Genomic DNA, 21,983 nt, shown 5'->3' with positions numbered 1-21,983 from the left:
AAGGGTGCACGTGTGGCCGAGGCGATCGACGAGTATTTTCTGAACCAAGTTCGCGCTGCCCGGCCCGGTGTGTCGGTCGTCGCCGACGCGGATCGACTGCTCGGGTACTTCGATGCCCAGCTCGCAAGCAGGCATCTCGATTTCGCGGCCCGCTGGTTACAAGCCGAGGGCTTCGGTCACTACACCATCGGGTCGTCGGGCCACGAAGCGAACGCAGCAGTCGGTGCCGCGACCGAGGTCACCGACCCGGCGCTGCTGCACTATCGCTCCGGTGGCTTCTATATCGCACGCGCACAGCAGCATTCGGGCACGGAACCGATCACGGACCTGCTGTCGAGTCTGGTTGCCTCGACCCGCGATCCCATCTCCAGCGGTCGCCACAAGGTGTTCGGACATCCGGATCTGGGCATCGTCCCGCAGACCTCGACCATCGGCTCGCAGGTACCACGCGCAGTGGGCCTGGCCTTCGCGCTCGGCCGGGCGACAGCACTGCGACGTCCGACTCTGTGGTCCGACAACGCTGTTGTGGTGTGCAGCTTCGGTGATGCTTCCGCCAACCATTCGACGACGGTGGGTGCGCTCAATTCGGCTGCCTACTGTGCGTATCAGGGCGTTCCGATGCCGATCCTGTTCGTCTGTGAGGACAACGGAATCGGCATCAGCACCCGATCGCCGCGAGGTTGGATTGCGCGATCGCTCGGCCGGTTCCCGTCGATCGAGTACGTCCGGGCCGACGGCAGTGATCCGGTCGCCTTGATGCGGACCGTCGACGCTGCCGTCGCAACGGTGCGGAACCGGCGACGTCCGGTCATACTCCACCTCGAGACGGTGAGATTGATGGGCCACGCCGGGTCCGACGCGGAGTTGGCCTACCGTTCGAGTGCAGACATCCTCGGAGACTACGAGCGAGATCCGTTGCTGGCCTGTGCTCGTGCGTTGATCGACGCCGGAATCATGACCGCTGCCGAGGTGGAGGGCCGCTACCGGGCAATGCACGAGACCGTCATGCGCGAGGCCGAGAGGACCGTCGACGAGTTGCGCTCGGGTACCTCGGCGCGACTGGCCACTGCGGATGCAGTGATGGCCCCACTCACCGATCGGCGACCGAGTGCCGTGGCTGCCACCGCACGCAGTCTGCGTGGTGTGGACACCGACGAACGTGTCACGTTGGCCGCGATGATCAACCGAACCCTCACCGACATCATGTCGACGCGAGCCGACGTGCTCGTGTTCGGTGAGGATGTGGCCGTCAAGGGCGGGGTGTACGGAGTGACGAAGGGGCTACGAAAGAAGTTCGGCGCAACACGGGTTTTCGATACCCTGCTCGACGAGCAGACCGTGCTCGGTACTGCTCTGGGTGCTGCGCTCGCGGGGTTCGTTCCGATACCCGAGATTCAATATCTGGCGTACCTGCACAATGCCGAGGACCAACTACGCGGTGAGGCCGCGTCGCTGAAGTTCTTCTCCGACTCTCGATACACCAACGGGATGGTGGTGCGCATCGCCGGTTTGGCATATCAACGGGGCTTCGGCGGGCACTTCCACAACGACAACGCAGTGGCCGTACTGCGCGACATTCCGGGCATCGTGGTCGCGGTTCCGAGTTCCGCTGCCGAGGCCGCCGGTCTGTTGAGAACCTGTGTGGCACTCGCGGTAGAGGAGGGGCGCGTAAGCGTGTTTCTGGAGCCCATCGCGCTCTACCACCGCAGCGACGTGCTCGACGGCGACGGCGCACTACGCTGCGCCGACGAAGGACCGGCCGATTTCGGCACCGTGGCAGGCCATCTCGACGGAGACGATCTGGCCATCGTCACGTTCGGGAACGGCGTCGGGATGAGCAGACGTGCGGCGTCCACGTTGCGAGAACGGGGAATCGCGGTCACGATCCTCGACTTGCGCTGGATCGTTCCGCTACCGGTCGAGGATCTACTGCACCGGCTCGTTCGCTTCGAGCGGGTACTGATCGCCGACGAAACGCGGCACGACGGCGGCGTGGGTGAGGGCGTCGTCACCGCACTCGTCGAAGGTGGATACGACGGTGCCATCGGCCGCGTCTCGAGCAAGAACTCGTTCGTCCCTCTGGGCGGCGCAGCCGATCTCGTCCTCCTGTCGGAAGACGAGATCGTTGCCGCAGCGGTGCGGATGATGGACGCCGACTGATTCAGTGGATCGGTTGGGCAGGAACAGCGCTCGCGTCCCGATCGATGGCGGCCGGTGCTCGGATGAAGAACGAGGCCGCCACCGCGACCAGTGACACGGCCCCGCCGTAGAGGAAAGCGGTATGGATGCCGGCCTCGGAACCGCCCACCGCATCTGCGCCGTCAGCGATGCGGGCGGCTGCGGTGTTGGACATCACGGTGACGAACAGTGCGGTACCGGCAGCGCCGGCCAACTGCTGAACCGTGTTGAAGATGGCACTGCCGTGCGAGTACAGCTGGATCGGCAGCGATCCCAGTGACGAGGTCATGAGCGGGGTCATGATGAGTGCCAGCCCCGCCGAGAGCAGCATGTGAATACCGATCACCAGTGGAAGCGCGGAGTGCGCGTCGAGCACGGTCATGGACCACAACGCAGCGCTCACCACCATGGCACCGGGAATGACCAACGGGCGCGGTCCGATTCGGTCGAAGATGCGTCCGACGAAGGGGGCGAGCAGACCCATCAGCAGTCCGCCGGGAAGCAGCATCAGACCGGTGCCGAGCGTGTCGAGTCCGCGGACGTTCTGCAGATATATCGGTAGCAGAATCAGCGCACCGAACAGGGCCATCATCGAAATCGCGATCATGCCGAGTCCGATGCTGAAGGTGGGAGTACGGAACGGGCGCATGTCCAGCAGTGCACCGCCGCGCTCCTGCCGCGAGATCTGTCGGGCAACGAACACGACCAGGGCGGCGGTGCCGACGACCAGCGGCAGCCAGACCGGCACCACGGACTCCTCGGCCGAGTGCCCCAGGCTGCTCAGGCCGTAGACGATGCCGCCGAAAGCCAAGGCGGACAACATCACCGATGCGGGATCGAACGACGGCCTACTGGTTTCGGTCACGTTCTTCACCAGAGTCGTCCCGATGGCGAACGCGATGAGGGCGATCGGAAGAACGAGCCAGAACATCCACCGCCAGTTCAAGGAATCGAGGATGACGCCCGAAATCGTCGGACCGACTGCGGGTGCCACGGCGATGACGATGGAGATCACGCCCATCATCGCGCCGCGCTTGTGCGCCGGAACCACGGTGAGCACTGTGGTCATCAACAGCGGCAACATGATCGCGGTGCCACTGGCCTGGGTGACGCGTCCGAGCAGGAGCAGCTCGAAACCCGGGGCGGAGGCAGCGAACAGAGTGCCGATCGTGAACAGCGTCATGGCTGCGACGAACACCTGACGCAGAGTGAAGCGCTGGAACAGAAATCCGGTGACGGGAATGACCACTGCCATCGTCAGGAGAAAACCGGTGGTCAGCCATTGCGCCGTCGTCGCCGAGATGTTCAGGTCGACCATCAGGGTAGGTAGCGCCACGCTCATGATCGTCTCGTTGAGGATCATGACGAACGCCGCGATGACGAGTATGCCGATGAGCAACCTGCTGCCCGGCTCGAGCTGCCCCTCGGGTACGTGATCGGTCTCGGGTGAGTTCATGTGGCGACCACTTTCAGGTAACGGTTCACTGGGTGGGGCACTGTTCCGTATAGACAGCTTGAATCATCGTGACAGTGACTGTCAACTTGAATACTGGTGGTAAGTTGACAGCTGAATGCAGAAGAGTGACCGATGGATGGACGACGATGAGCGAACAAGTACCGGATCTGCGCGAGCGACGCCGCCGAGAGACTCAGCTGGAGATCACTCGGGCTGCTCTCGAACTGTTCGAGACGCAAGGCTGTGCCGCGACGACGGTCGACCAGATCGCCCGCAGGGCCGGAGTATCGCCCAGCACGTTCTTTCGTAGCTTCGCGTCGAAGGAAGAGTCGGTGCTGGGCCTCGCCCCCGAGTTCGAGCTCGACATCGACGCGTGGTTGGCGTCGACGGCACCCGAGAACATCACCCTCACTGCGATCGAAGCACTGTACGAGCAGTCCGTCGAACGATTTTCCGCTGCGCCGCACGAGGCGAGGGACCGCCTGCTGCGTACGCGCCGGTTGATCGGGCGCGACGATCACCTGCGGGCGGCCGCCTTCGCGACCGAAGCCATGACGCTGTGCCGCGTCACCGATTCGGTGGCAACCAAGCTCGGCGGACACGAATCACGGTCCTATGCACGGTTGCTGGTCGAGGGAGCCGGGATGGTCATGCGCATCGCCTTCGACGACTGGGCCGAACGAATCGACAGCGGCGAGGACGCCGATCTGGTGACCATTTACCGAACGACGACGAAAGCCCTGCGACGCGTGGCCCGTTGACGTCGTTGTGCGTGGTACTTCGTAGTATCGGTCGAGTTTGCGTGCACGTGGCGCGAAGCGCCTCTCATCCGAAGCGGCTCGGTGTCACGTCGTCCGCTCGCAGACCCTTCGAGGTCACGTCGACCGGAAGCGGTTCTCGCCGGAGCAGGGCCGCCCCCACTCGGGCCAGAGCGGCGCACGTCTGAATTCCGTACCCACCCTGGCCTGCACACCAGAAGAAGCCCTCGATGTTCGGGTCGAATCCGACGACCGGCGTTCGGTCGGGCACGAAGCTGCGCAGGCCCGCCCAGGACGACCGCACATGGCGCGCCGTCAGCGTGGTCGCTTCCGCGATGTCGTCGAATGCCCGCGCGATCTCCAACTCGTCGGGACGGGCATCACTGGGCTCGGTGGGTGTCTCGTCCGCCGGTGAGCACAACAGTTGTGTGCCTTCGGGTTTGATGTAGAACGTCTCGTCGATGTCGCTCAGAGTCGCCAGGGCACCGGTATCGAGATCGTCGGGTGCGGCAACCATGAACACCGAACGACGCATGGGGACGAGTCCAATGGGATCGGCACCCACCATCGCCCCGAGGGCATCCGCCCATGCGCCCGCTGCGTCGACGACGATCGGCGCGGTGTGAGTCGACCCGTCGGTGGTGTGCGCGTGCCACCGACCGTCGATGCGGCTCAGTGACCTCACCCCGGTCCCGGTGTAAACACGGCCGCCCCGCTGACGGAGCCCTCGCACGTAGCCCTGATGCAGGGCATGTACGTCCACCTCCATCGAATGTGGTTCGTACAGAGCGCAATCGACCAGTTCGGGGCGCAGCGGCGGGAAGAACGTGCGGGCGTCGGCGGGGGAGAGCAGTTCTGCGTCGGGCGTCAACCGGCTGACGTCGGCATACATTGCCTCGAGTGCGTCGCCTCTACCGGTGCGAGCGAACTGCAGCAGTGGGCGCGGGGCGAGCAATCGAGATCGGAAGTGCTCCGGCGGGTTCTCCAGAAAGTCTCGGCTGGCCGTCGTCAGTGCACGAATCGCGCTGTTGCCGTAGGTTTCCAAGAACAGAGCCGCCGAGCGTCCGGTGGTGTGGAAAGCCAGGGTCGTCTCACGCTCGAGCAGGGTGACTCGGTGTTCGCTCGCGAGTTCGTATGCGAGCGAAACGCCCCCGATTCCCCCGCCGATCACCAGGACGTCGGCGGTGTGCGCGTCGTGCGCAGAGCTGCTCATCGAGTCCTCCCGTTCTTCGGCTGGTTGTTCTTCGGCTGGTTGTTCTTCGGCTCGGCGGTCCACTGCGCGCCGGGGCCGATCGCCTCGTCGAAAATCAGCCAGGTTCGGGTCGACAATATTCCGTCCAGTCCCTGCAACTTGTCGAGGACCAGATGTCGTAGCGCCGATGTATCCGGAGCGCGGACCAGAACGAGCGCGTCGAAATCTCCGCCCATCAGAGAGATGTGTTCGACGAACGGGTAGGTGCTCAGGTCGTCGGCGACGGCACGCCACGAGTCCTGCCGAATGGACAGCGCCACATAGGCGGACGCGCCGACTCCCGCCTTCTCGTAGGCGATGCGTGCGGTGAACCCCTCGATGACACCCTCTTCCAGGAGGCGATCGACGCGCACGTAGGCGTGTGCACGGGAGATATGGGTCGCCTCGGCCAACGCTCGCATGGACATTCGGCCGTCGCGACTCAGTTCGGTGACGATGCGTCGATCCACGTCGTCGAGCTCGTACTCGGTCTCTGCCATCCGTCCACTTCCGGTCGTTCTTACGGTGTCGATGTGGACAGATTGCCACAGTCGAACCAAGTGGAGGCCATATATCTACGATCGAAGCCCTGATTTGAAAGTGGGTCCACTGGGCCGCACTCTGTGTAGAACACGTATGGACAACCGGACACGTGCAGAAGGGGTACCGCATGACCACGACGGATACGCTCGATCACGTCACGACCTCGGTCGCACGGCGTGTTCGCGAGGGATACGAGGCGGAATTCGTCGAATGGACCGATCGCGGTATCGATCTCGTCCGAACCTTCCCCGGATTCCTCGGTGGTGGTTGGCTGCGCAGTTCCGGCGGATCGAACGATTATCACGTGGTGTACCGATTCGAGACCCACGACGACCTCGACGCATGGCTGCGCTCGGAGCAGCGACGGCGCTGGCTGAGCATCGGCCGTTCGATCGCCGACGATGTTGCGACACACAGGCTTTCCGGCGTCGAGGGATGGTTCGAGCCGCAGTCGAACCTGACCGACGCAGTTCGAGTGATCGGCGGCCCGCCGCCCCGGTGGAAGCAGGCGATCTCGATCGGTGTGGCGTTCTATGCCGTCAGCCTGCTCGTCAACATCGTTCTCACACCGCATCTGGCGGGGCTCAACGTAGCTGTACGCACCGCAGTCGTGGTGATGATGTGCACCCCGTTGATGGTTTACGTGGTGATGCCGTTCGTGACCTCCCGGTTGCGGAAATGGCTCGTACCGCGCGCCTGAGCTCGGCTTGCCATCGGTCGGGCCCGGGGTTCTATACAGTTCGAGGCATGCCCGACGCCCCAGTCCAGAACCAGTTCGCTCTGGACGGGGCCTGGAACTTCCGAGACCTCGGCGGGGTTCGCACTGCCGGCGGCTCGCGAATCCGCCCCGGAAAGCTCTATCGCGCATCGGAATTGAGTGCCCTCACCGAAATCGGCGCACGCGCCGTTCTCGATCTCGGCATACGAACGGTCGTCGATCTGCGCGGTGATTCCGAGGTCGCACGAAGTGGTGTCGACAAAGTTCCCGACGGCGTGCAGTCGATCTCGATGCCGTTCCGGGACGACACCGGAGGGCGCGCTCCGCACGAGGCTCCGACTCACGACGAACAGAGTCAGGTGAACTACCTGCTGCGCTCCTACGCGTCGTATCCGGTGCTGCCCGGGGCCGCACTCGCGATCAGGCAGGTTGTCGAGGCCATCGCTGCCGGCCGAGGCGGCGTTCTAGTGCATTGCGCCGCAGGAAAGGATCGGGCCGGCTGGACGGTTGCGACAGTGTTGCGAGCCGTCGGAGTGAGTGAGGACGACATCCGTGCCGACTACCTCGTCAGCAACGCGGCGGTGGAGCCGCTGCTCGCGCACATACGCCGGACGTGGGCGGGTGTCGATGCTGCCGGAGTGCCCGGGGAGGCATTGTTGGGAGTCCGCGCGTCCTATCTGGAGCACGGAATGCAGGCAGTGATGTCGCACTACGGATCATTCGATGCGTATCTGAGCCACCTGGGTATCGACGATCGACTGCGCGGACGGCTGGTCGACGAATTGGTTCAGGACTGAGCCGATTCAGAACTGAGCGGTACCCTCTGCGTCATGCGAATCGGACAGACGGCCCCGGATTTCGAGCTCCCCGATCACTCGGGTGACTTCCGTGCTCTCACCGAGCTGACGGAGCTGGGCCCGGTGGTGCTGTTCTTCTACCCTGCGGCCAACAGCCCCATCTGCACAGCCGAGGCGTGCCATTTCCGTGATCTCGGAACGGAATTCAGCAGATTCGGTGCGCAACGAGTGGGGATCAGCACCGACACCCGGGACAAGAATCAGCATTTCGCTCTGCAGCGATCCTTCGACTTTCCGTTGCTGTCCGATTCCGACGGTGCGGTGTCGGAGCAGTTCGGAGTGCGGCGAGGCGGGTGGTTCACCCGACGGCGTCGGCTCCGCGAGCTCGAGCGCGGTCGCGCGCATGCTGCCGACAGGGGATACCTTCGGCAATTGTTGTCCGTGAAACGGACGACATTCGTGATAGATCGGCACCGAGTGGTGCGGATGGTGGTGCGGAGCGAACGCGGTCACGTCCATGCGACCAAGGCGCTGGAGTACCTGCGTTACCTCTCGTGAACGCTGCTCGCTAGTCGTTTGCGCCGCTGAACAGGGCGGTGTAGACGGCAGGCTTGGTTGCTTCGGCGTGTGCATCGGTCGATGCGTCGTCGGGGTGGCTGAACAGCGCCTCGTTCTTGTCTTTGTCTTCCATCCCCCGAGCATGCCCTTGATCGACCGCAATAGCCACTCGCCGCGCGGGCTCAGCGGACTTCCCCGAGTGGGATACTGCTCGGGTGCCCGATGACACTCTGTTCGACGCCCTTCGCCGCGAACCCGACGCCGAGGCACCCAACCTGTATGCCGTCGATGCCGCGGATCGACTCGTCCTCGACACCGTCGACGAGCGTCCGGGAATCGACCGAACGGCACCGATCGCGGTGATCGGCGATCGTTACGGGGCCCTCACCCTCGGTGCAGTAGCGCTGGGCTTCACGAACGTGCGCGTCCACCAGGATGCAGTCACCAGCGCGCGGGCACTCGAACTCAACGCCGCGCGGGTCGGCATGACAGGCTCGTACACCCAGCACGCTCTCGGTTCCGAACTCCTCGACGGCGTCGGCACGGTGCTGATGCAGTTGCCGCGAGGTCTGGCCGAGCTCACCGAGGTCGCCGAGCACATCGCGGCGCACGCGACGGCGGACGTGATCGTGTTGGCCGGTGGGCGAGACAAGCACATGACCCCCGCCATGAATGACGTACTGCGACGGTCCTTCCACTCGGTCACGGTCGGACGGGGCAGGCAGAAAGCGCGAGTGCTCACCGCAACCGGGGCGGCGGCGTCGGGCATGACGTATCCGGTGAGCAATCGCATTGCCGATGTGGACATGACCGTTGTTGCGCACGGTGCGGTGTTTGCGGGAGCCGGTCTCGACATCGGGACTCGGTACCTGCTCGAATACGTACCGAAGATGTTGCCGCGTGCTCGCCGAGCCGTCGACTTGGGTTGTGGCACAGGGATTCTCGCCACCGAGCTGGCTCGAACCCGGCCGAATCTCGAGGTGATCGCCACCGACCGCTCTGCCGCAGCGATCGCGTCGGCAGCGGCGACGGCGGCGGCGAACGGCACGCAGATTTCCGTCGTCGCCGACGACGCGATGTCGACGTTCGAGAACGAGTCGATCGATCTGGTCGTGTGCAACCCGCCGTTTCACGAGGGCGCAGCCGTCCACACCGGGGGGGCGAGCAAATTGTTCGCGGCGGCCGGCCGAGTGCTGCGGCCCGGCGGTCAGCTGTGGACGGTGTTCAACACCCATCTGAACTATCGGCGCGAGCTGGCCGAGGCCGTCGGCCCCACCGATTCGATGGGACGTAACGGCAAGTTCACCGTTGCTCGCTCGGTGCGCCCGAGCGAGCAACGGTAAGTCTCACATGACTGCGCCGCCGTCTTCCGGGGTCCCGGAAGTCTGGCCTCGGTCGCGGCCGCGATCCTCGACGAGAGTGCCCTCGACGATCTCGGCTTGACGCTGACCCTCCGCGTAGTCGACGTCGGGGTCCTCGTCGGACTCCTCGATGACGTGGTCGACCAGTTCCTCGGTCAGTTCGTCGTCGGGAGTTTCGGTGATCGGCCGTTCGAGCTCTTCCTCGAGGGCAATGTCGGGTTCTTCCTCGCTGAGCTTGAGGTCGAGGCTTTCGCCCTCGGCGGCTTCACGCGCGGTGGTGCCGAAGCTGTTGGCTTCGCTCCAGTGATCCGGGGGATCGACCACGGTGTCGCCGTCGTCGTTGCGCACCTCGTCGGAGTCGAGGCCTTCGCTCTGATCCAGTGTCTGGTCGGTGTCGTCTTCGATTGCCATTTTTCAATAGTGCCCGTTTCGATCCGGTGTCACACACGCAGTCGTGTCCGCGTATGAGGCCCCCAACCGGTAGAGTCCGATTTGTCCGTCGTAGAAGTTCTCGGCTCGGGAACTTTTGTCCGGATATCAGACGTTCTACTGGTGACCGACGGGGAGATCCCCGGTGGGGATCAGAACTTTACGAAGGGAAGAGACACGGTGCGCACCTCCAGCAACCCGGTGTTCCGCAACCTGCCCAAGCAGCAGGGCGGCGGCTATGCCACATTCGGATCTGCGACGGCTGGAGCCTCGCAGGCCGCCACGTTCGGCCAGCATCCCGGAACCCAGGCCGATCCGTACACCACTCAGCCCGCTCAGCGGGCCATGACCATCGACGACGTCGTCACCAAGACCGGCATCACGCTCGGTGTTCTGACCGTCACTGCGATTCTTTCGTACCTGTACGCCTCGGCCAATCCGTCGGCTGCTCCGGCTCTTCTGATCGCCGGTGGCCTGATCGGCTTCGGCCTGGTCATGTTCGCGACCTTCGGGCGCAAGATGGACAACAAGTTCATCGTCCTCGCCTATGCCGCTGCGGAAGGTGTTTTTCTGGGCGCACTGTCGCTCGTGTTCACCGGCATCGAGTTCGGTGGAGCCGGTGGCTCGACGCTGATCGGCCAGGCCATCCTCGGCACGTTCGGTGTGTTCTTCGGCATGCTGGTCGTCTACAAGACCGGTGCCATCCGGGTGACCCCGCGCCTGACCCGCATGGTGGTCGGTGCTCTCATCGGTGTCGTCGTGCTGATGCTCGGCAACCTCGTCGCCAGCTTCTTCATGGACGGTGGCTTCGGACTCCGTGACGGTGGACCCATCGCCATCATCTTCAGCCTCGTCTGCATCGGTATCGCGGCGTTCAGCTTCCTGCTCGACTTCGATCAGGCCGATCAGCTGATTCGTGCACAGGCACCGGAGAAGGCTGCGTGGGGCGTCGCTCTCGGTCTGACCATCACTTTGGTGTGGCTCTACGTCGAGATCCTGCGTCTGCTCAGCTACTTCCAGAACGACTAGTTCTTACGCGAAGAAGCCCCGCCACTCCGTCGAGGAGGGCGGGGCTTCTTCGTTGCGATGGCCCGGTTCAGCTGAGGCGTTCGAGCACCATTGCCATACCCATGCCGCCGCCGACGCACATGGTCTCGACCCCGAAGGTCTTGTCCTGTGTCGTCAGGTTGTTCAGCAACGTGGTGGTGATGCGGGCACCGGTCATACCGAACGGGTGGCCGACCGCGATGGCTCCGCCGGAAATGTTGAGCTTGTCCTCCTCGATGCCGAGGTCGCGCGCTGAGCCGAGGACCTGCACCGCGAAGGCTTCGTTGATCTCGAACAAATCGATGTCGGAGATCGACATACCCGCGATCTTCAAGGCCTTGCGGGTGGCCTCGATCGGGCCGAGGCCCATGATCTCGGGGGACGTGCCGGTGACACCGGTGGAGACGATCCGAGCCAGCGGGGTCAGACCCAGCTCCTTGGCCTTGGTGTCGCTCATGATGACGAGGGCGGCTGCGCCGTCGTTGAGCGGGCACGCATTACCGGCGGTGATGGTGCCGTTCGGCCGGAAGACGGGCTTGAGTTGGCTGATCTTCTCGTAGGTGGTGCCGGCGCGGGGGCCGTCGTCGGTGCTGACGACGGTGCCGTCGGGCAGGGTCACCGGGGTGATCTCCCGCTCGAAGAAGCCGGCGTTGATCGCCTCTTCGGCACGGTTCTGGCTGCGGACGCCCCAGTGATCCTGATCCTCACGGGTGATGCCGGTGAGCAACGCAACGTTCTCTGCCGTCTGACCCATCGCGATGTACGCGTCGGGCAACTCGCCGTTCTCGCGGGGATCGGTCCAGCTGTCCGCGCCCTCTTCCTGTGCCTTCTTGGTACGCGCTTCGGCGTCGGCGAAGATGGGGTTGTGGCTCTCGGGCAGCGAATCCGAGCTGCCGTGGATGAAGCTGGAGACGCTCTCGACACCGGCCGAGATGAAGACGTCACCCTCGCCCGCCTTGATCGCGTGCAGCGCCATCCGGGTGGTCTGCAACGAGGACGAACAGTAACGCGTGATCGTCGTTCCGGGGAGCGAGTCGTAGCCGAGCTGAACTGCGACGATACGAGCGAGGTTGTTGCCCTGCATGCCGCCGGGCAGACCGCAGCCGAGAAGGAGATCGTCGATGTCCTTGGGGTCGAGAGAGGGCACCTTGGCCAGCGCAGCGGCGACCATCTGAGCGGTGAGGTCGTCGGGACGAATGTCCTTGAGCGAGCCCTTCATCGCCCTTCCGATCGGTGAGCGCGCGGTGGCGACGATGACTGCCTCTGGCATGAGATCTCCTTTGTGATCGATACTGCGGAACTACAGTGCTACCGCCGGGTGGGCGATGTCTCCTGACCGAACTTACAACCCCGCCGATCCACTCCCGGCACGACGTACGAGATCGTCCGACGCACTGCTGATCTCGGCATCGAGCTCGGCGGTTCGACGACGTAGGAAACGGTCGAGGGCGGCGGTGGCGCGGGGGATGGCCTTGCGGGATTCGGCGGCAGCGGAGACGGTCGGTAGCTCGGGCAGGGGACCGCCGTGCCAGACACCCAACGCGGACGCGAGTACCGGGAGAATCTGTTGGGCGGCCAACTCGTATCCCGCGGCGGACGGGTGAAAGCGGTCCGCGGAGAACATCGTGTCGGGAGCGGCGAGAAACTCGGGTGCCAGCAGATCCGCCAGAGCCACCGGATGCCCGCCGGCACTGAGCGTCCTGGCCGTCTGAGCATGAGCCAGTCGCCGACCCCAATTGCGGACGACAGTGCGCAGCGGCTGCGGAATGGCTGTGACGACACCGAGATCGGGGCACGTCCCCACCGCGACGACGCAGCCCTTGGCGGTCAATCGCTCGACCGCGTCACCCAGCCTGGCCGCCGAGGCAGGGATGGAAAATTTCTTGGTGACGTCGTTCGCGCCGATGAAGATCACTGCGGCATCGGGAGGTGGCCCGGCGACGAACATGGCGTCGACCTGACCTTCGAGGCCCTTGGACGTGGCACCGGCAATTGCTTTGGTGCTCAAGCGGATTCGCTGGCCGGTTTCCTCGGCCAACCCGCGCGCGAGCAGGACCCCGGGAACTTCGTCGGCGACGGTGCAGCCGACACCCGCGGCAGTGGAGTCGCCGAAGATCATCAGATGAATATCTGCTGAACTTCCCAGACGCCACCGCTCCGGGGCTGCGCAGCCGGCGGTGTAGACCCCGTCCGCCTCGGGTGGCTTGGCTATAGTGCGCCCGATGACGCCGCGCGCCGCGGCAGCCTGGCCCATCAGATGTCGATAGGCGGCCCAGGACGCAGTCCCTGCTCCAGAGCCCGCAAGTACCGTCGCGGCGCTCGCCTTCGCAGCGGTGCGCCATCCGCTCGCCGTCACAGATCGATCCCTCTCGTCGTGCCCTCTCACCATCGTATGCGGGTGTCGACAGCCGTGGCCGAGAGTCCGATACCTGCATCTGGGAAGATGGAGCCATGCGCATCGCACAGCACATCACCGAACTCATCGGCAACACCCCGTTGGTGAAGTTGTCCTCCGTCATCGGCGACGGTGCCGGCACGGTCGCGGCCAAGATCGAGTACCTGAACCCGGGTGGTTCGTCCAAGGACCGCATCGCCGTGAAGATGATCGACGCGGCCGAGGCCTCCGGCGAGTTGAAGCCCGGCGGCACCATCGTCGAACCGACGTCCGGCAACACCGGTGTCGGGCTCGCGCTCGTCGCGCAGCAGCGTGGCTACAAGTGTGTGTTCGTGTGCCCCGACAAGGTCGGTGAGGACAAGCGCAACGTGCTGCGTGCCTACGGTGCCGAGGTCGTCGTGTGCCCCACCGCCGTCGCGCCCGAAGACCCCAACAGCTACTACAGCGTCTCCGACCGTCTCGTGCGCGAAATCGAGGGCGCGTGGAAGCCCAACCAGTACGCCAACCCGGCCGGCCCTGCCAGCCACTACGAGACCACCGGTCCCGAGATCTGGGCCGACACCGACGGCAAGATCACGCACTTCGTCGCCGGCGTCGGTACCGGCGGCACCATCTCCGGCACCGGGAAGTACCTCAAGGAGGTCTCCGGCGGCAAGGTCAAGGTCATCGGCGTCGACCCCGAGGGCTCGGTGTACTCCGGCGGCACGGGTCGGCCGTACCTGGTGGAAGGTGTCGGCGAGGACTTCTGGCCGAGCGCCTACGACCCGTCCATCCCGGACGAGATCATCGCCGTGTCCGACAACGACTCGTTCGACATGACCCGTCGCCTGGCGCGCGAGGAAGGCCTGTTGGTCGGCGGCTCGTGCGGCATGGCTGCCGTTGCTGCTATCCAGGTCGCCGAGCGTGAGGGTCCCGACGCACTGGTCGTCGTGCTGCTGCCCGACGGCGGACGCGGCTACTTGGCGAAGATCTTCAACGACTCGTGGATGTCGTCGTACGGATTCCTCCGCTCACGCCTCGATGGCAAGACTCACGAGACCTCGGTCGGCGAGGTGCTGCGCGGAAAGTCCGGTGCATTGCCGGATCTGGTGCACACGCACCCGTCGGAGACCGTGCGCGACGCCATCGAGATTCTGCGTGAGTACGGCGTCTCCCAGATGCCGGTCGTCGGAGCCGAGCCGCCCGTCATGGCCGGCGAGGTCGCCGGCAGCGTCACCGAACGGGACCTGCTCAGTGCCGTGTTCGAGGGTCGCGCCGCGTTGGCCGATCCGGTCGCCAAGCACATGAGTGAGCCGTTCCCGCTGATCGGAGCCGGCGAAACCGTCTCCGACGCCACCAAGGCGCTGGGCGAATCCGATGCGTTGATGGTCGTCGAAGAGGGCAAGCCCGTCGGCGTCATCACCCGCCACGATCTGCTCGGATTCCTCAGCAAGGGTGCCTAGGCCGGGTGCACTAACGTCGAGGAGGTGACTTCCTCGACTGCTTCCCGCCTGAAGGTTCTCGTACCCGACGAGCTCGGCGAAGAGGTGCTGGCGCAATCGCCGGGTCTCGAGGCGGTCCGCTACGTTGGCGGTGAGCCCTGGCCCGCCGAGCACTCGGACGCCACCGTAGTTGTGGTGGGCTACGAGAATTCGGACGCCGTCGGTGCCAGGTTTTCGGAGCTGCCGAATTTGCGTCTGGTTCAGACCCTCAACGCCGGTTACGAGCAGTGGCTGCCCCACATCGCCGACGGCGTGATGCTGTCCAACGGACGCGGCGCGCACGGCGGATCGTGTGCGGAGTGGGCGGTGGCCGCGCTGCTGGCCATCTACCGTGAGCTGGCCCTGTTCGGCGAGCAGCAGCAGCGCGGCGAGTGGGGGCCGAAAACCACCGACACGCTGATGGGAAAGCGCGTGTTGGTCCTCGGTGCCGGCGATCTCGCGGTCAACCTCGCGGCCAGGCTGACACCCTTCGAGGTGGAGGTCATCCTCTACGGCCGACGCGCCAGGCCCGGCGTGCTGGCGCTCGAGGACGTCGGCGAGCTGTTGCCGACCGCCGACGCGGTGGTCGTCATGCTGCCGGAGAACCCGTCGACCCATCACATTGTCGACGGCGAGTTCCTGGCGCGGTTGCACGACGGCGCGATCGTCGTCAACGCCGGTCGCGGGGGTGCCGTCGACACTGCGGCACTGCTGCGGGAGCTGACGGCCGGCCGGCTACGCGCCGCGCTCGACGTCACCGACCCTGAGCCATTGCCCGCCGGGCACCCGCTGTGGTCGGCTCCGGGACTGCTGCTCACTCCGCACGTCTCCGGTATGACAGCAGGTGCGTGGGAGCGTGCCTGGAACATTGCCCGCCACCAACTCGATCTGTACGCAGGTGGCGGGCGTCCGACGAATGTCGTGGTCGGCCCGACTGGTTCGGGACCACGCGACCTTCGGTAGGGCGAGTCGTCCGGAGGTCGATCTAGCGGAACGCGTCGATCCCGGTCACCGCCTTTCCCACGATCAATTGGTGGACCTCGGACGTGCCCTCGTACGTCAGGACGGATTCGAGGTTGTTGGCGTGGCGCAGTGCCGGGTATTCGAGCGTAATTCCGTTGGCTGCCAATATCGTTCGGCATTCACGGGCAATGCCGATGGCTTCGCGGACGTTGTTCAGCTTGCCGACGCTGACCTGCTCGGGCTTCAGATTTCCCGCGTCCTTCAACCGGCCGAGGTGGAGCGCGAGCAATTCGCCCTTACCCAGTTCCAGCGCCATGTTCGCGATCTTCGCCTGTGTCAATTGATAGCCGGCCAATGGCTTGTCGAAGATGTCGCGGGTCTGCGAGTACTCGACAGCGGCTTCGAGGCAGTCGCGTGCGGCACCCATCGCGCCGAAGATGATGCCGAAGCGGGCTTCGTTGAGGCAGCTCAACGGCCCGCTCAAACCGCGGGCCTCGGGCAGCATCGCATCGGCGGGGAGGCGAAGGTCGTCGAAGACCAATTCGCCGGTGATCGAGGCGCGCAGCGAGAGCTTCTTCTTCACCGTGTTCGCGGTGAAGCCCGGTGTGTCCGTGGGTACAACGAACCCTCTCACCTTGTCGTCGGTCTGCGCCCACACGACGGCGACGTCGGCGACCGGTCCGTTGGTGATCCACATCTTGCTGCCGTTGAGAATCCAGTCTTCGCCATCGCGCTTGGCGCGGGTGAGCATGCCGCCGGGGTTGGATCCGAAGTCTGCCTCGGTGAGACCGAAGCAGCCGATCAGCGATCCCTCGGCCATCCCCGGGAGCCACTGCTGCTTCTGCTCCTCGGACCCGTACTTCCAGATGGCGAACATCGCCAGCGAGCCCTGCACCGAGACCAGCGAGCGGATGCCGGAGTCGATGGCTTCGAGTTCGAGACAGGCCAGGCCATACGCCGTCGCCGATGTTCCGGCGCAGCCGTAGCCCTCGAGGTGCATGCCGAGTAGCCCGAGCGATCCCAACTCCTTGGCGAGTTCACGAGCGGGAACGGTGCCCTCGTCGAACCAGTCCGCGATGTGCGGACGGATGCGTTCGTTGCCGAACTTGCGCACGGTGTCCCGGATCTGGCGTTCCTCGTCGTCGAGGAGTGAATCGAGTGCGAACAGTTCGTCGACGCTCTGGGAGTTGGCCACGATGCCTCTTTTCCGCTGGGGGTTGTCTTCGCAGGTTACCCACGACCCCGCCGGGCGACGCAGGCCGATTAGTGTGGAGGGCATGAGTGAGCAGCGCAGCAAGGCAGACAACACCTCCGGGAGTGGAGCCCGCGGAACGACCCCGGCAGGTCAGCAGGGCTTTTCCACCAAGGCGGTACACGCCGGCTACGAGCCGGATCCGCTGACCGGCGCGGTGAACGTGCCGATCTATGCGAGCTCCACCTTCGCCCAGGACGGCGTGGGCGGTATGCGCAGCGGATTCGAGTACGCGCGCACCGGCAACCCGACGCGTCGACCGCTCGAGGCGAACCTCGCGGCCATCGAGTCGGGTAGCTACGGGCGAGCGTTCTCCTCGGGGATGGCGGCAACGGACTGCTTGCTGCGTTCGGCGCTGCGTCCCGGCGACCACCTCGTCATTCCCAACGATGCCTACGGCGGCACGTACCGATTGATCGACAAGGTCTTCACCCAGTGGGGCATCGAGTACTCGGTGGCCGCGGTGTCGGACGTCGACGAGGTTCGCGCGGCGATGCGACCGAACACCAAGCTCGTCTGGGTCGAGACGCCCACCAACCCGTTGCTCAACGTCGGAGACATCGAGGCGCTCTCGGGTGTAGCGCACGAGGGTGGAGCCAAGCTCGTCGTCGACAACACCTTCGCATCTCCTTACCTGCAGCAGCCTTTGAGCCTCGGTGCCGACGTGGTGTTGCACTCGACCACCAAGTACATCGGCGGACACTCCGATGTCGTCGGCGGCGCACTGGTGACCGACAGCGAAGAGCTCGATACGGCGTTCGCGTTCCTGCAGAACGGAGCAGGCGGAGTTCCGGGACCGTTCGACGCGTTCCTGACCTTGCGCGGCATCAAGACCCTCGCGCTGCGCATGGAACGGCACAGCGACAATGCCGAGAAGATCGTCGAATTCCTGAACGGACACCCGGCGATCTCACAGGTCATTTACCCGGGCCTCGAATCGCACCCGTCCCACGCGGTGGCCGCGAAGCAGATGCGACGCTTCGGCGGCATGGTCTCGGTGCGCCTGGCCGGCGGCAAGCAGGCGGCACTCGACTTCTGCGCGAAGACCGAAATCTTCACACTCGCGGAGTCTCTGGGCGGCGTCGAATCGTTGATCGAACACCCCGGCGCGATGACGCATGCGTCCACGGCAGGTTCCCTGCTCGAGGTACCCGACGATCTGGTGCGGCTGTCCGTCGGGATCGAGGACGGTGCCGATCTGGTCGGTGACGTAGAGCAAGCGCTGGCGTGATCGTCGCACTGATCGACTCGGGCCTGGGCATGATTCCGACGGCGGCGCGGCTGCGCCGACTGCGTCCCGAGCTCGATCTGGTGCTGTTGATGGACCCCGACAATGCCCCGTGGGGTCCCAAATCGGATCGATGGGTCATCGACCGGGTCGTGGGCACCGCCCAGCATGCCGTCGAACTCGGAGCCGAGGTGGTGGTACTGCCGTGCAATACGGCCAGTGTGACGGCGCTGAGTCACGTGCGGGCTGCATTGGGTGACTCGGTTCCCGTCGTCGGTACCGTGCCGGCGATCAAACCTGCTGCGGCAGTGAGTGATCGGATTGCGATCTGGGCGACGGCAGCAACAACGGCGAGTGCGTATCAGGCCCGCTTGATCGAGGAGTTCGCGGCGCATCGGACGGTGACCACCGTGGCGTGCCATGGTCTGGCCGATTCGATCGACCGCGGCGACGAACGTGGGATCAGCGCGGCCATCGCTGCTGCGGTGGCGTCGACCCCCGATGACGTCGAGTCGATCGTGATGGGCTGCACGCATTACCCGCTGGTGCGGGATGAGATCGTGGCTCGCCTGCCCATCGGGGTGACGATGTTCGACAGCGCCGAGGCTGTGGCCAACCAGACGATACGACGGGTAGACGAGGTCTCGCCGGGTGGTTCCGGCTCCGGCCGCGTATCGGTGTGGCTCAGCGGCGTCGAAGGCGAATTGCCTGCCAGTGCGCAACGTTATCCCGAAGGGCAGCTGTTGCTCGACGGGGCGCAAGCGCACCGACTCTGAGTCGTCGGGAATGCGAGACCGTCCTACGCGTTGTCTTTCACTGAAGTAACGGTCACTGCAGCGGAGGGACAACACATGGTCGACATGGACGTGCGGGGTAGTGCCGGACGCAGTGCCGTCAGAATGCCGAATCGGTACGCCTTCTGGGTGGTCGGCGTGGCCTTCGTCGTGTTGATGGCGTCCTCCGCAGCACCGTCCCCGCTGTATCCGGTCTACCAGCAGTCGTGGGGATTCAGCGCGATCACGCTCACGGTCATCTTCGCTGTGTATGCACTCGCCCTGCTGTTCACGTTGCTCACTGTCGGTAGCCTGTCGGACCACATCGGGCGCAAACCGATTCTGGTCGCGTCCCTGCTGCTGTTGGTCGTCAGCCTGGTGCTGTTCATCGTCGCCGACAGCGTGCCGCTCCTCATCGCGGCACGCGTCGTGCAGGGAATCGCAGCAGGTGCGGCTACGGGTGCCATGAGTGCGGCCATCATCGATCTGCAGCCCACCGTGTCGACCGGGCCGTTGCTCAACAGCGTGGCCCCGTCGTTCGGTCTGGCGGCCGGGGCGCTCGGTGCCGGGTTGCTGGTGCAGTTGGCACCGGCGCCGGAGATCCTCGTGTTCGCCCTGCTGATCGGCGCGGCGTCGGTCCTTGCGGTGGCACTGCTGTTCGTACCCGAGACCTCGGCGTTGCGAGGCTTCGATTCTCGACGACACCTCGCGTCGACGCTGCTGCCGCGAGCGTCCATTCCGAAGTCCGTAAGAGCACCGTTTCTTCTCATCGCGCCCGCTCTGTTCGCGACCTGGTCATTGGGCGGGTTTCACCTCTCGCTCGGTCCGTCGATCATCGGCACAGTGTTCGGCATCGACAACCACATCGTCGGTGGGTTGGAAATCTTCGCACTGTTCGGTTCCGGCTCGATAGCAGCCGCTGTGGTGCGCAAGGGATTTCCTCGCTCGGTGATGATGATCGGAGCCTCGGTCCTGGCCGCGGGTGTCGCCCTCACTCTGGTGTCGGTACAGATCGGCTCCATCGTGTTGTATTTCGTCGGTGCGGTGATTGCCGGATCGGGCTGGGGAGCAACTTTTCTCGGTGCGATGCGCACACTCGGTGCAATGGTTCCCGCCGCAGAGCGCGGTGGAGTGTTCGCTACGACATTCGTCATCAGCTATCTCGCATTCAGCGTGCCCGCAGTAGTAGCCGGACTGGCCGTGCACCGGTTGGGGCTCAGCACGACGGTGGAGATCTACGGAGCATTCGTCATCGTGCTCGCACTGATCTCGGTACTCGGATTCTCTGTCGCAGCGCGTCGAGATCGGTAGTGCAGCAGTCTCGCTCGGCCGACCTGTACCGAGGATGAGCACGGCTCCCTGCCCGATCGGGTAGTTCGGTGCGTCGTTGGCAGAGTTCACCCGGCCGGCTGTTCCCAACACGGTGCCGGGTCGTCAGTGTGGTCATCAGTGAGACGCCGATCACAGAGGATGGCGTCTCCGACTCACACTCACCGAGGAGACACCGATGGTTATCGAGCTCAATCAGATCTGGGAATTCCCCATCAAGGAGTTTCACCCGCTACCGCGCGCCAAGCTGGGAGTCGGTGCCCACGACATGATCGGTGTCGAGGCCAAAGAACTCGGATTCAAGCGCTCGCTGCTCGTCACGACCGGTCTGCGCGGATCGGGCATCATCGAGGAACTGATCGGCAAGATCGAATACCAGGGCGTCGAGGTGGTTCTCTACGACAAGGTCGAGTCCAACCCCAAGGACTACAACGTCATGGACGGTGCCGCGCTCTACCAGAAGGAAAAGTGCGACAGCGTCATTTCCGTCGGTGGTGGTTCCAGCCATGACGCGGCCAAGGGCATACGCGTCGTCGTTGCCCACGACGGCCGCAACATCAACGAGTTCGAGGGCTTCTCCAAGTCCACCAACAAGCAGAATCCGCCGCACATCGCCGTATCGACCACTGCCGGTACAGGTTCGGAGACATCCTGGGCCTATGTCATCACCGACACCTCGGACATGGACAAGCCGCACAAGTGGCTCGCCTTCGATGAGGCGTCGACACCGACTCTGGCGCTGGACGATCCGCTGCTCTACTACACCTGTCCTCAGCAGTGGACCGCGTTCTGTGGGTTCGACGTTCTCGCACACGGTGCCGAGCCGTACGTCTCGCGTCTCGATTTCGCGCCGTCGCTGGGCAATGCCATCTACTCCATCGGCCTGGTGTCCAAGCATCTTCGTGAAGCCGTGTACGACCCGGGCAATCTGAAGGCTCGTGAGGGCATGATGAACGCCCAGTACATCGCGACACAGGCCTTCAACTCCGGCGGACTCGGTATCATCCACTCGATCTCGCACGCGATCAGCGCCTTCTACGACAGCGCGCACGGGCTCAACAACGCCATCGCGTTGCCGCGCGTGTGGGAGTACAACCTGCCTTCACGCTACGAGCGGTACGCCGAGATCGCCGTCGCCATGGGCGTCGACACCCGGAACATGACCACCGTTCAGGCGGCCGACGCCGCCGTCGAGGCCGCCATCAGGCTGGCCAAGGATGTCGGCATTCCCGACAACTTCGGGTCGATTCGATCGGCGACCTACGACAAGAACCGGATGAACACCGGCAGGTACGCCGGCAAGGGCGACGTGATCAAGGGCGACGAGAAGTCGGTGCTGAAGATTTCCGAGCACATCCAGGACGACTGGTGCACCCCGGGCAACCCGCGCGAGGTCACCGTCGAGTCGATGATTCCCGTCGTCTCACACGCGATCAACGAATCGTACTGACCCACAACCCATGTGAGTGGAACTTCGTAGCAGGCTACGAAGTTCCACTCACATGCG

General features: G+C 64.6%; 21 protein-coding genes. 13 read left to right on the top strand and 8 right to left on the bottom strand.

Annotation, left to right across the window (positions count from 1 at the left end):
- The first annotated feature begins 12 nt into the window (after window positions 1-12).
- Window positions 13-2,160 carry a thiamine pyrophosphate-dependent enzyme gene (locus tag ACFI9K_RS03005; protein ID WP_462662174.1) on the top strand — a complete coding sequence of 716 codons (2,148 nt, stop codon included), beginning with the start codon at window positions 13-15 and terminating at the stop codon, window positions 2,158-2,160.
- Between the two features lies 1 nt (window position 2,161).
- On the opposite strand, the gene ACFI9K_RS03000 is transcribed toward ACFI9K_RS03005, so the two are convergent.
- Window positions 2,162-3,634: an MDR family MFS transporter gene (locus ACFI9K_RS03000; RefSeq protein ID WP_462662173.1), complete on the bottom strand. Its 1,473-nt coding sequence runs from the start codon at window positions 3,632-3,634 to the stop codon at window positions 2,162-2,164.
- A 146-nt stretch (window positions 3,635-3,780) separates the two neighbouring features.
- On the opposite strand from ACFI9K_RS03000, the gene ACFI9K_RS02995 reads away from it, so the two are divergent.
- Window positions 3,781-4,395 carry a TetR/AcrR family transcriptional regulator gene (locus ACFI9K_RS02995; protein WP_462662172.1) on the top strand — a complete coding sequence of 205 codons (615 nt, stop codon included), beginning with the start codon at window positions 3,781-3,783 and terminating at the stop codon, window positions 4,393-4,395.
- 64 nt (window positions 4,396-4,459) lie between these two features.
- Here ACFI9K_RS02995 and ACFI9K_RS02990 read toward each other — a convergent pair whose 3' ends face one another.
- Both ACFI9K_RS02990 and ACFI9K_RS02985 read right to left on the bottom strand, forming a co-directional pair.
- Entirely contained in the window at window positions 4,460-5,605 is a 1,146-nt protein-coding gene (locus tag ACFI9K_RS02990) for an NAD(P)/FAD-dependent oxidoreductase (protein ID WP_462662171.1), read from the bottom strand.
- Window positions 5,602-6,123 carry an Lrp/AsnC family transcriptional regulator gene (locus ACFI9K_RS02985; protein ID WP_462662170.1) on the bottom strand — a complete coding sequence of 174 codons (522 nt, stop codon included), beginning with the start codon at window positions 6,121-6,123 and terminating at the stop codon, window positions 5,602-5,604. The genes ACFI9K_RS02990 and ACFI9K_RS02985 overlap by 4 nt, the downstream gene beginning before the upstream one ends.
- A gap of 170 nt (window positions 6,124-6,293) precedes the next feature.
- Between ACFI9K_RS02985 and ACFI9K_RS02980 the strand changes: the two genes are divergently transcribed.
- The 3 genes from ACFI9K_RS02980 to ACFI9K_RS02970 are packed head-to-tail and all read left to right on the top strand — an operon-like array spanning window position 6,294 to window position 8,239.
- Window positions 6,294-6,866 (top strand): antibiotic biosynthesis monooxygenase, encoded by a 573-nt coding sequence (locus tag ACFI9K_RS02980; RefSeq protein WP_462662169.1) that lies wholly within the window; start codon window positions 6,294-6,296, stop codon window positions 6,864-6,866.
- A 47-nt stretch (window positions 6,867-6,913) separates the two neighbouring features.
- Window positions 6,914-7,681, top strand: coding sequence for a tyrosine-protein phosphatase (locus tag ACFI9K_RS02975; protein ID WP_462662168.1), 768 nt, complete (start codon window positions 6,914-6,916; stop codon window positions 7,679-7,681).
- 33 nt (window positions 7,682-7,714) lie between these two features.
- Window positions 7,715-8,239, top strand: coding sequence for a peroxiredoxin (locus tag ACFI9K_RS02970; RefSeq protein ID WP_462662167.1), 525 nt, complete (start codon window positions 7,715-7,717; stop codon window positions 8,237-8,239).
- A gap of 10 nt (window positions 8,240-8,249) precedes the next feature.
- On the opposite strand, the gene ACFI9K_RS02965 is transcribed toward ACFI9K_RS02970, so the two are convergent.
- A complete protein-coding gene (locus ACFI9K_RS02965; RefSeq protein ID WP_462662166.1) occupies window positions 8,250-8,372 on the bottom strand; it encodes a hypothetical protein in 123 nt (40 codons plus the stop codon).
- Window positions 8,373-8,454: 82 nt separating this feature from the next.
- Here ACFI9K_RS02965 and ACFI9K_RS02960 point away from each other — a divergent pair, with 82 nt between their 5' ends.
- Window positions 8,455-9,582 carry a class I SAM-dependent methyltransferase gene (locus tag ACFI9K_RS02960; protein ID WP_462662165.1) on the top strand — a complete coding sequence of 376 codons (1,128 nt, stop codon included), beginning with the start codon at window positions 8,455-8,457 and terminating at the stop codon, window positions 9,580-9,582.
- A 3-nt stretch (window positions 9,583-9,585) separates the two neighbouring features.
- On the opposite strand, the gene ACFI9K_RS02955 is transcribed toward ACFI9K_RS02960, so the two are convergent.
- Complete coding sequence (locus tag ACFI9K_RS02955; protein ID WP_222092788.1) at window positions 9,586-10,011, bottom strand: hypothetical protein; 426 nt, start codon at window positions 10,009-10,011, stop codon at window positions 9,586-9,588.
- Between the two features lie 198 nt (window positions 10,012-10,209).
- Here ACFI9K_RS02955 and ACFI9K_RS02950 point away from each other — a divergent pair, with 198 nt between their 5' ends.
- Window positions 10,210-11,058: a Bax inhibitor-1/YccA family protein gene (locus ACFI9K_RS02950; protein WP_462662164.1), complete on the top strand. Its 849-nt coding sequence runs from the start codon at window positions 10,210-10,212 to the stop codon at window positions 11,056-11,058.
- A gap of 67 nt (window positions 11,059-11,125) precedes the next feature.
- Here ACFI9K_RS02950 and ACFI9K_RS02945 read toward each other — a convergent pair whose 3' ends face one another.
- Window positions 11,126-12,346 carry an acetyl-CoA C-acetyltransferase gene (locus ACFI9K_RS02945; RefSeq protein ID WP_222092790.1) on the bottom strand — a complete coding sequence of 407 codons (1,221 nt, stop codon included), beginning with the start codon at window positions 12,344-12,346 and terminating at the stop codon, window positions 11,126-11,128.
- Window positions 12,347-12,418: 72 nt separating this feature from the next.
- Window positions 12,419-13,465, bottom strand: coding sequence for an SGNH/GDSL hydrolase family protein (locus tag ACFI9K_RS02940; RefSeq protein WP_462662163.1), 1,047 nt, complete (start codon window positions 13,463-13,465; stop codon window positions 12,419-12,421).
- Window positions 13,466-13,527: 62 nt separating this feature from the next.
- Here ACFI9K_RS02940 and ACFI9K_RS02935 point away from each other — a divergent pair, with 62 nt between their 5' ends.
- Both ACFI9K_RS02935 and ACFI9K_RS02930 read left to right on the top strand, forming a co-directional pair.
- Entirely contained in the window at window positions 13,528-14,913 is a 1,386-nt protein-coding gene (locus ACFI9K_RS02935; protein ID WP_462662162.1) for a cystathionine beta-synthase, read from the top strand.
- A 24-nt stretch (window positions 14,914-14,937) separates the two neighbouring features.
- The gene (locus ACFI9K_RS02930; RefSeq protein ID WP_462662161.1) at window positions 14,938-15,894 is read left to right on the top strand and encodes a 2-hydroxyacid dehydrogenase; all 957 of its coding nucleotides are present in this window, start codon (window positions 14,938-14,940) and stop codon (window positions 15,892-15,894) included.
- Between the two features lie 22 nt (window positions 15,895-15,916).
- Here ACFI9K_RS02930 and ACFI9K_RS02925 read toward each other — a convergent pair whose 3' ends face one another.
- Entirely contained in the window at window positions 15,917-17,089 is a 1,173-nt protein-coding gene (locus tag ACFI9K_RS02925; RefSeq protein ID WP_462662160.1) for an acyl-CoA dehydrogenase family protein, read from the bottom strand.
- An 82-nt stretch (window positions 17,090-17,171) separates the two neighbouring features.
- Here ACFI9K_RS02925 and ACFI9K_RS02920 point away from each other — a divergent pair, with 82 nt between their 5' ends.
- The 4 genes from ACFI9K_RS02920 (at window position 17,172) to mdo (ending at window position 21,926) form a co-directional block, all read left to right on the top strand.
- Window positions 17,172-18,377, top strand: a complete 1,206-nt coding sequence (locus ACFI9K_RS02920; RefSeq protein WP_462662159.1) for a cystathionine gamma-synthase — start codon at window positions 17,172-17,174, stop codon at window positions 18,375-18,377.
- Window positions 18,374-19,150, top strand: a complete 777-nt coding sequence (locus ACFI9K_RS02915; RefSeq protein WP_462662158.1) for a glutamate racemase — start codon at window positions 18,374-18,376, stop codon at window positions 19,148-19,150. The genes ACFI9K_RS02920 and ACFI9K_RS02915 overlap by 4 nt, the downstream gene beginning before the upstream one ends.
- Window positions 19,151-19,225: 75 nt before the next feature.
- Window positions 19,226-20,458 (top strand): MFS transporter, encoded by a 1,233-nt coding sequence (locus ACFI9K_RS02910; protein WP_462662157.1) that lies wholly within the window; start codon window positions 19,226-19,228, stop codon window positions 20,456-20,458.
- Window positions 20,459-20,654: 196 nt separating this feature from the next.
- Window positions 20,655-21,926 carry an NDMA-dependent methanol dehydrogenase gene (gene mdo, locus ACFI9K_RS02905; RefSeq protein WP_222092796.1) on the top strand — a complete coding sequence of 424 codons (1,272 nt, stop codon included), beginning with the start codon at window positions 20,655-20,657 and terminating at the stop codon, window positions 21,924-21,926.
- The last annotated feature ends 57 nt before the right edge of the window (window positions 21,927-21,983 follow it).

This window comes from Rhodococcus sp. PSi06 (genome assembly GCF_054960675.1).
This window is presented reverse-complemented; position numbering and strand designations above follow the sequence as displayed.

Coding starts and splice junctions, on each gene's coding strand:
- ACFI9K_RS03000 (WP_462662173.1), bottom strand. CDS start 3,634: ATGAACTCACCCGAGACCGATCACGTACCCGAGGGGCAGCTCGAGCCG.
- ACFI9K_RS02995 (WP_462662172.1), top strand. CDS start 3,781: ATGAGCGAACAAGTACCGGATCTGCGCGAGCGACGCCGCCGAGAGACT.
- ACFI9K_RS02990 (WP_462662171.1), bottom strand. CDS start 5,605: ATGAGCAGCTCTGCGCACGACGCGCACACCGCCGACGTCCTGGTGATC.
- ACFI9K_RS02985 (WP_462662170.1), bottom strand. CDS start 6,123: ATGGCAGAGACCGAGTACGAGCTCGACGACGTGGATCGACGCATCGTC.
- ACFI9K_RS02980 (WP_462662169.1), top strand. CDS start 6,294: ATGACCACGACGGATACGCTCGATCACGTCACGACCTCGGTCGCACGG.
- ACFI9K_RS02975 (WP_462662168.1), top strand. CDS start 6,914: ATGCCCGACGCCCCAGTCCAGAACCAGTTCGCTCTGGACGGGGCCTGG.
- ACFI9K_RS02970 (WP_462662167.1), top strand. CDS start 7,715: ATGCGAATCGGACAGACGGCCCCGGATTTCGAGCTCCCCGATCACTCG.
- ACFI9K_RS02965 (WP_462662166.1), bottom strand. CDS start 8,372: ATGGAAGACAAAGACAAGAACGAGGCGCTGTTCAGCCACCCCGACGAC.
- ACFI9K_RS02955 (WP_222092788.1), bottom strand. CDS start 10,011: ATGGCAATCGAAGACGACACCGACCAGACACTGGATCAGAGCGAAGGC.
- ACFI9K_RS02945 (WP_222092790.1), bottom strand. CDS start 12,346: ATGCCAGAGGCAGTCATCGTCGCCACCGCGCGCTCACCGATCGGAAGG.
- ACFI9K_RS02940 (WP_462662163.1), bottom strand. CDS start 13,465: ATGGTGAGAGGGCACGACGAGAGGGATCGATCTGTGACGGCGAGCGGA.
- ACFI9K_RS02935 (WP_462662162.1), top strand. CDS start 13,528: ATGCGCATCGCACAGCACATCACCGAACTCATCGGCAACACCCCGTTG.
- ACFI9K_RS02920 (WP_462662159.1), top strand. CDS start 17,172: ATGAGTGAGCAGCGCAGCAAGGCAGACAACACCTCCGGGAGTGGAGCC.
- ACFI9K_RS02910 (WP_462662157.1), top strand. CDS start 19,226: ATGGTCGACATGGACGTGCGGGGTAGTGCCGGACGCAGTGCCGTCAGA.
- mdo (WP_222092796.1), top strand. CDS start 20,655: ATGGTTATCGAGCTCAATCAGATCTGGGAATTCCCCATCAAGGAGTTT.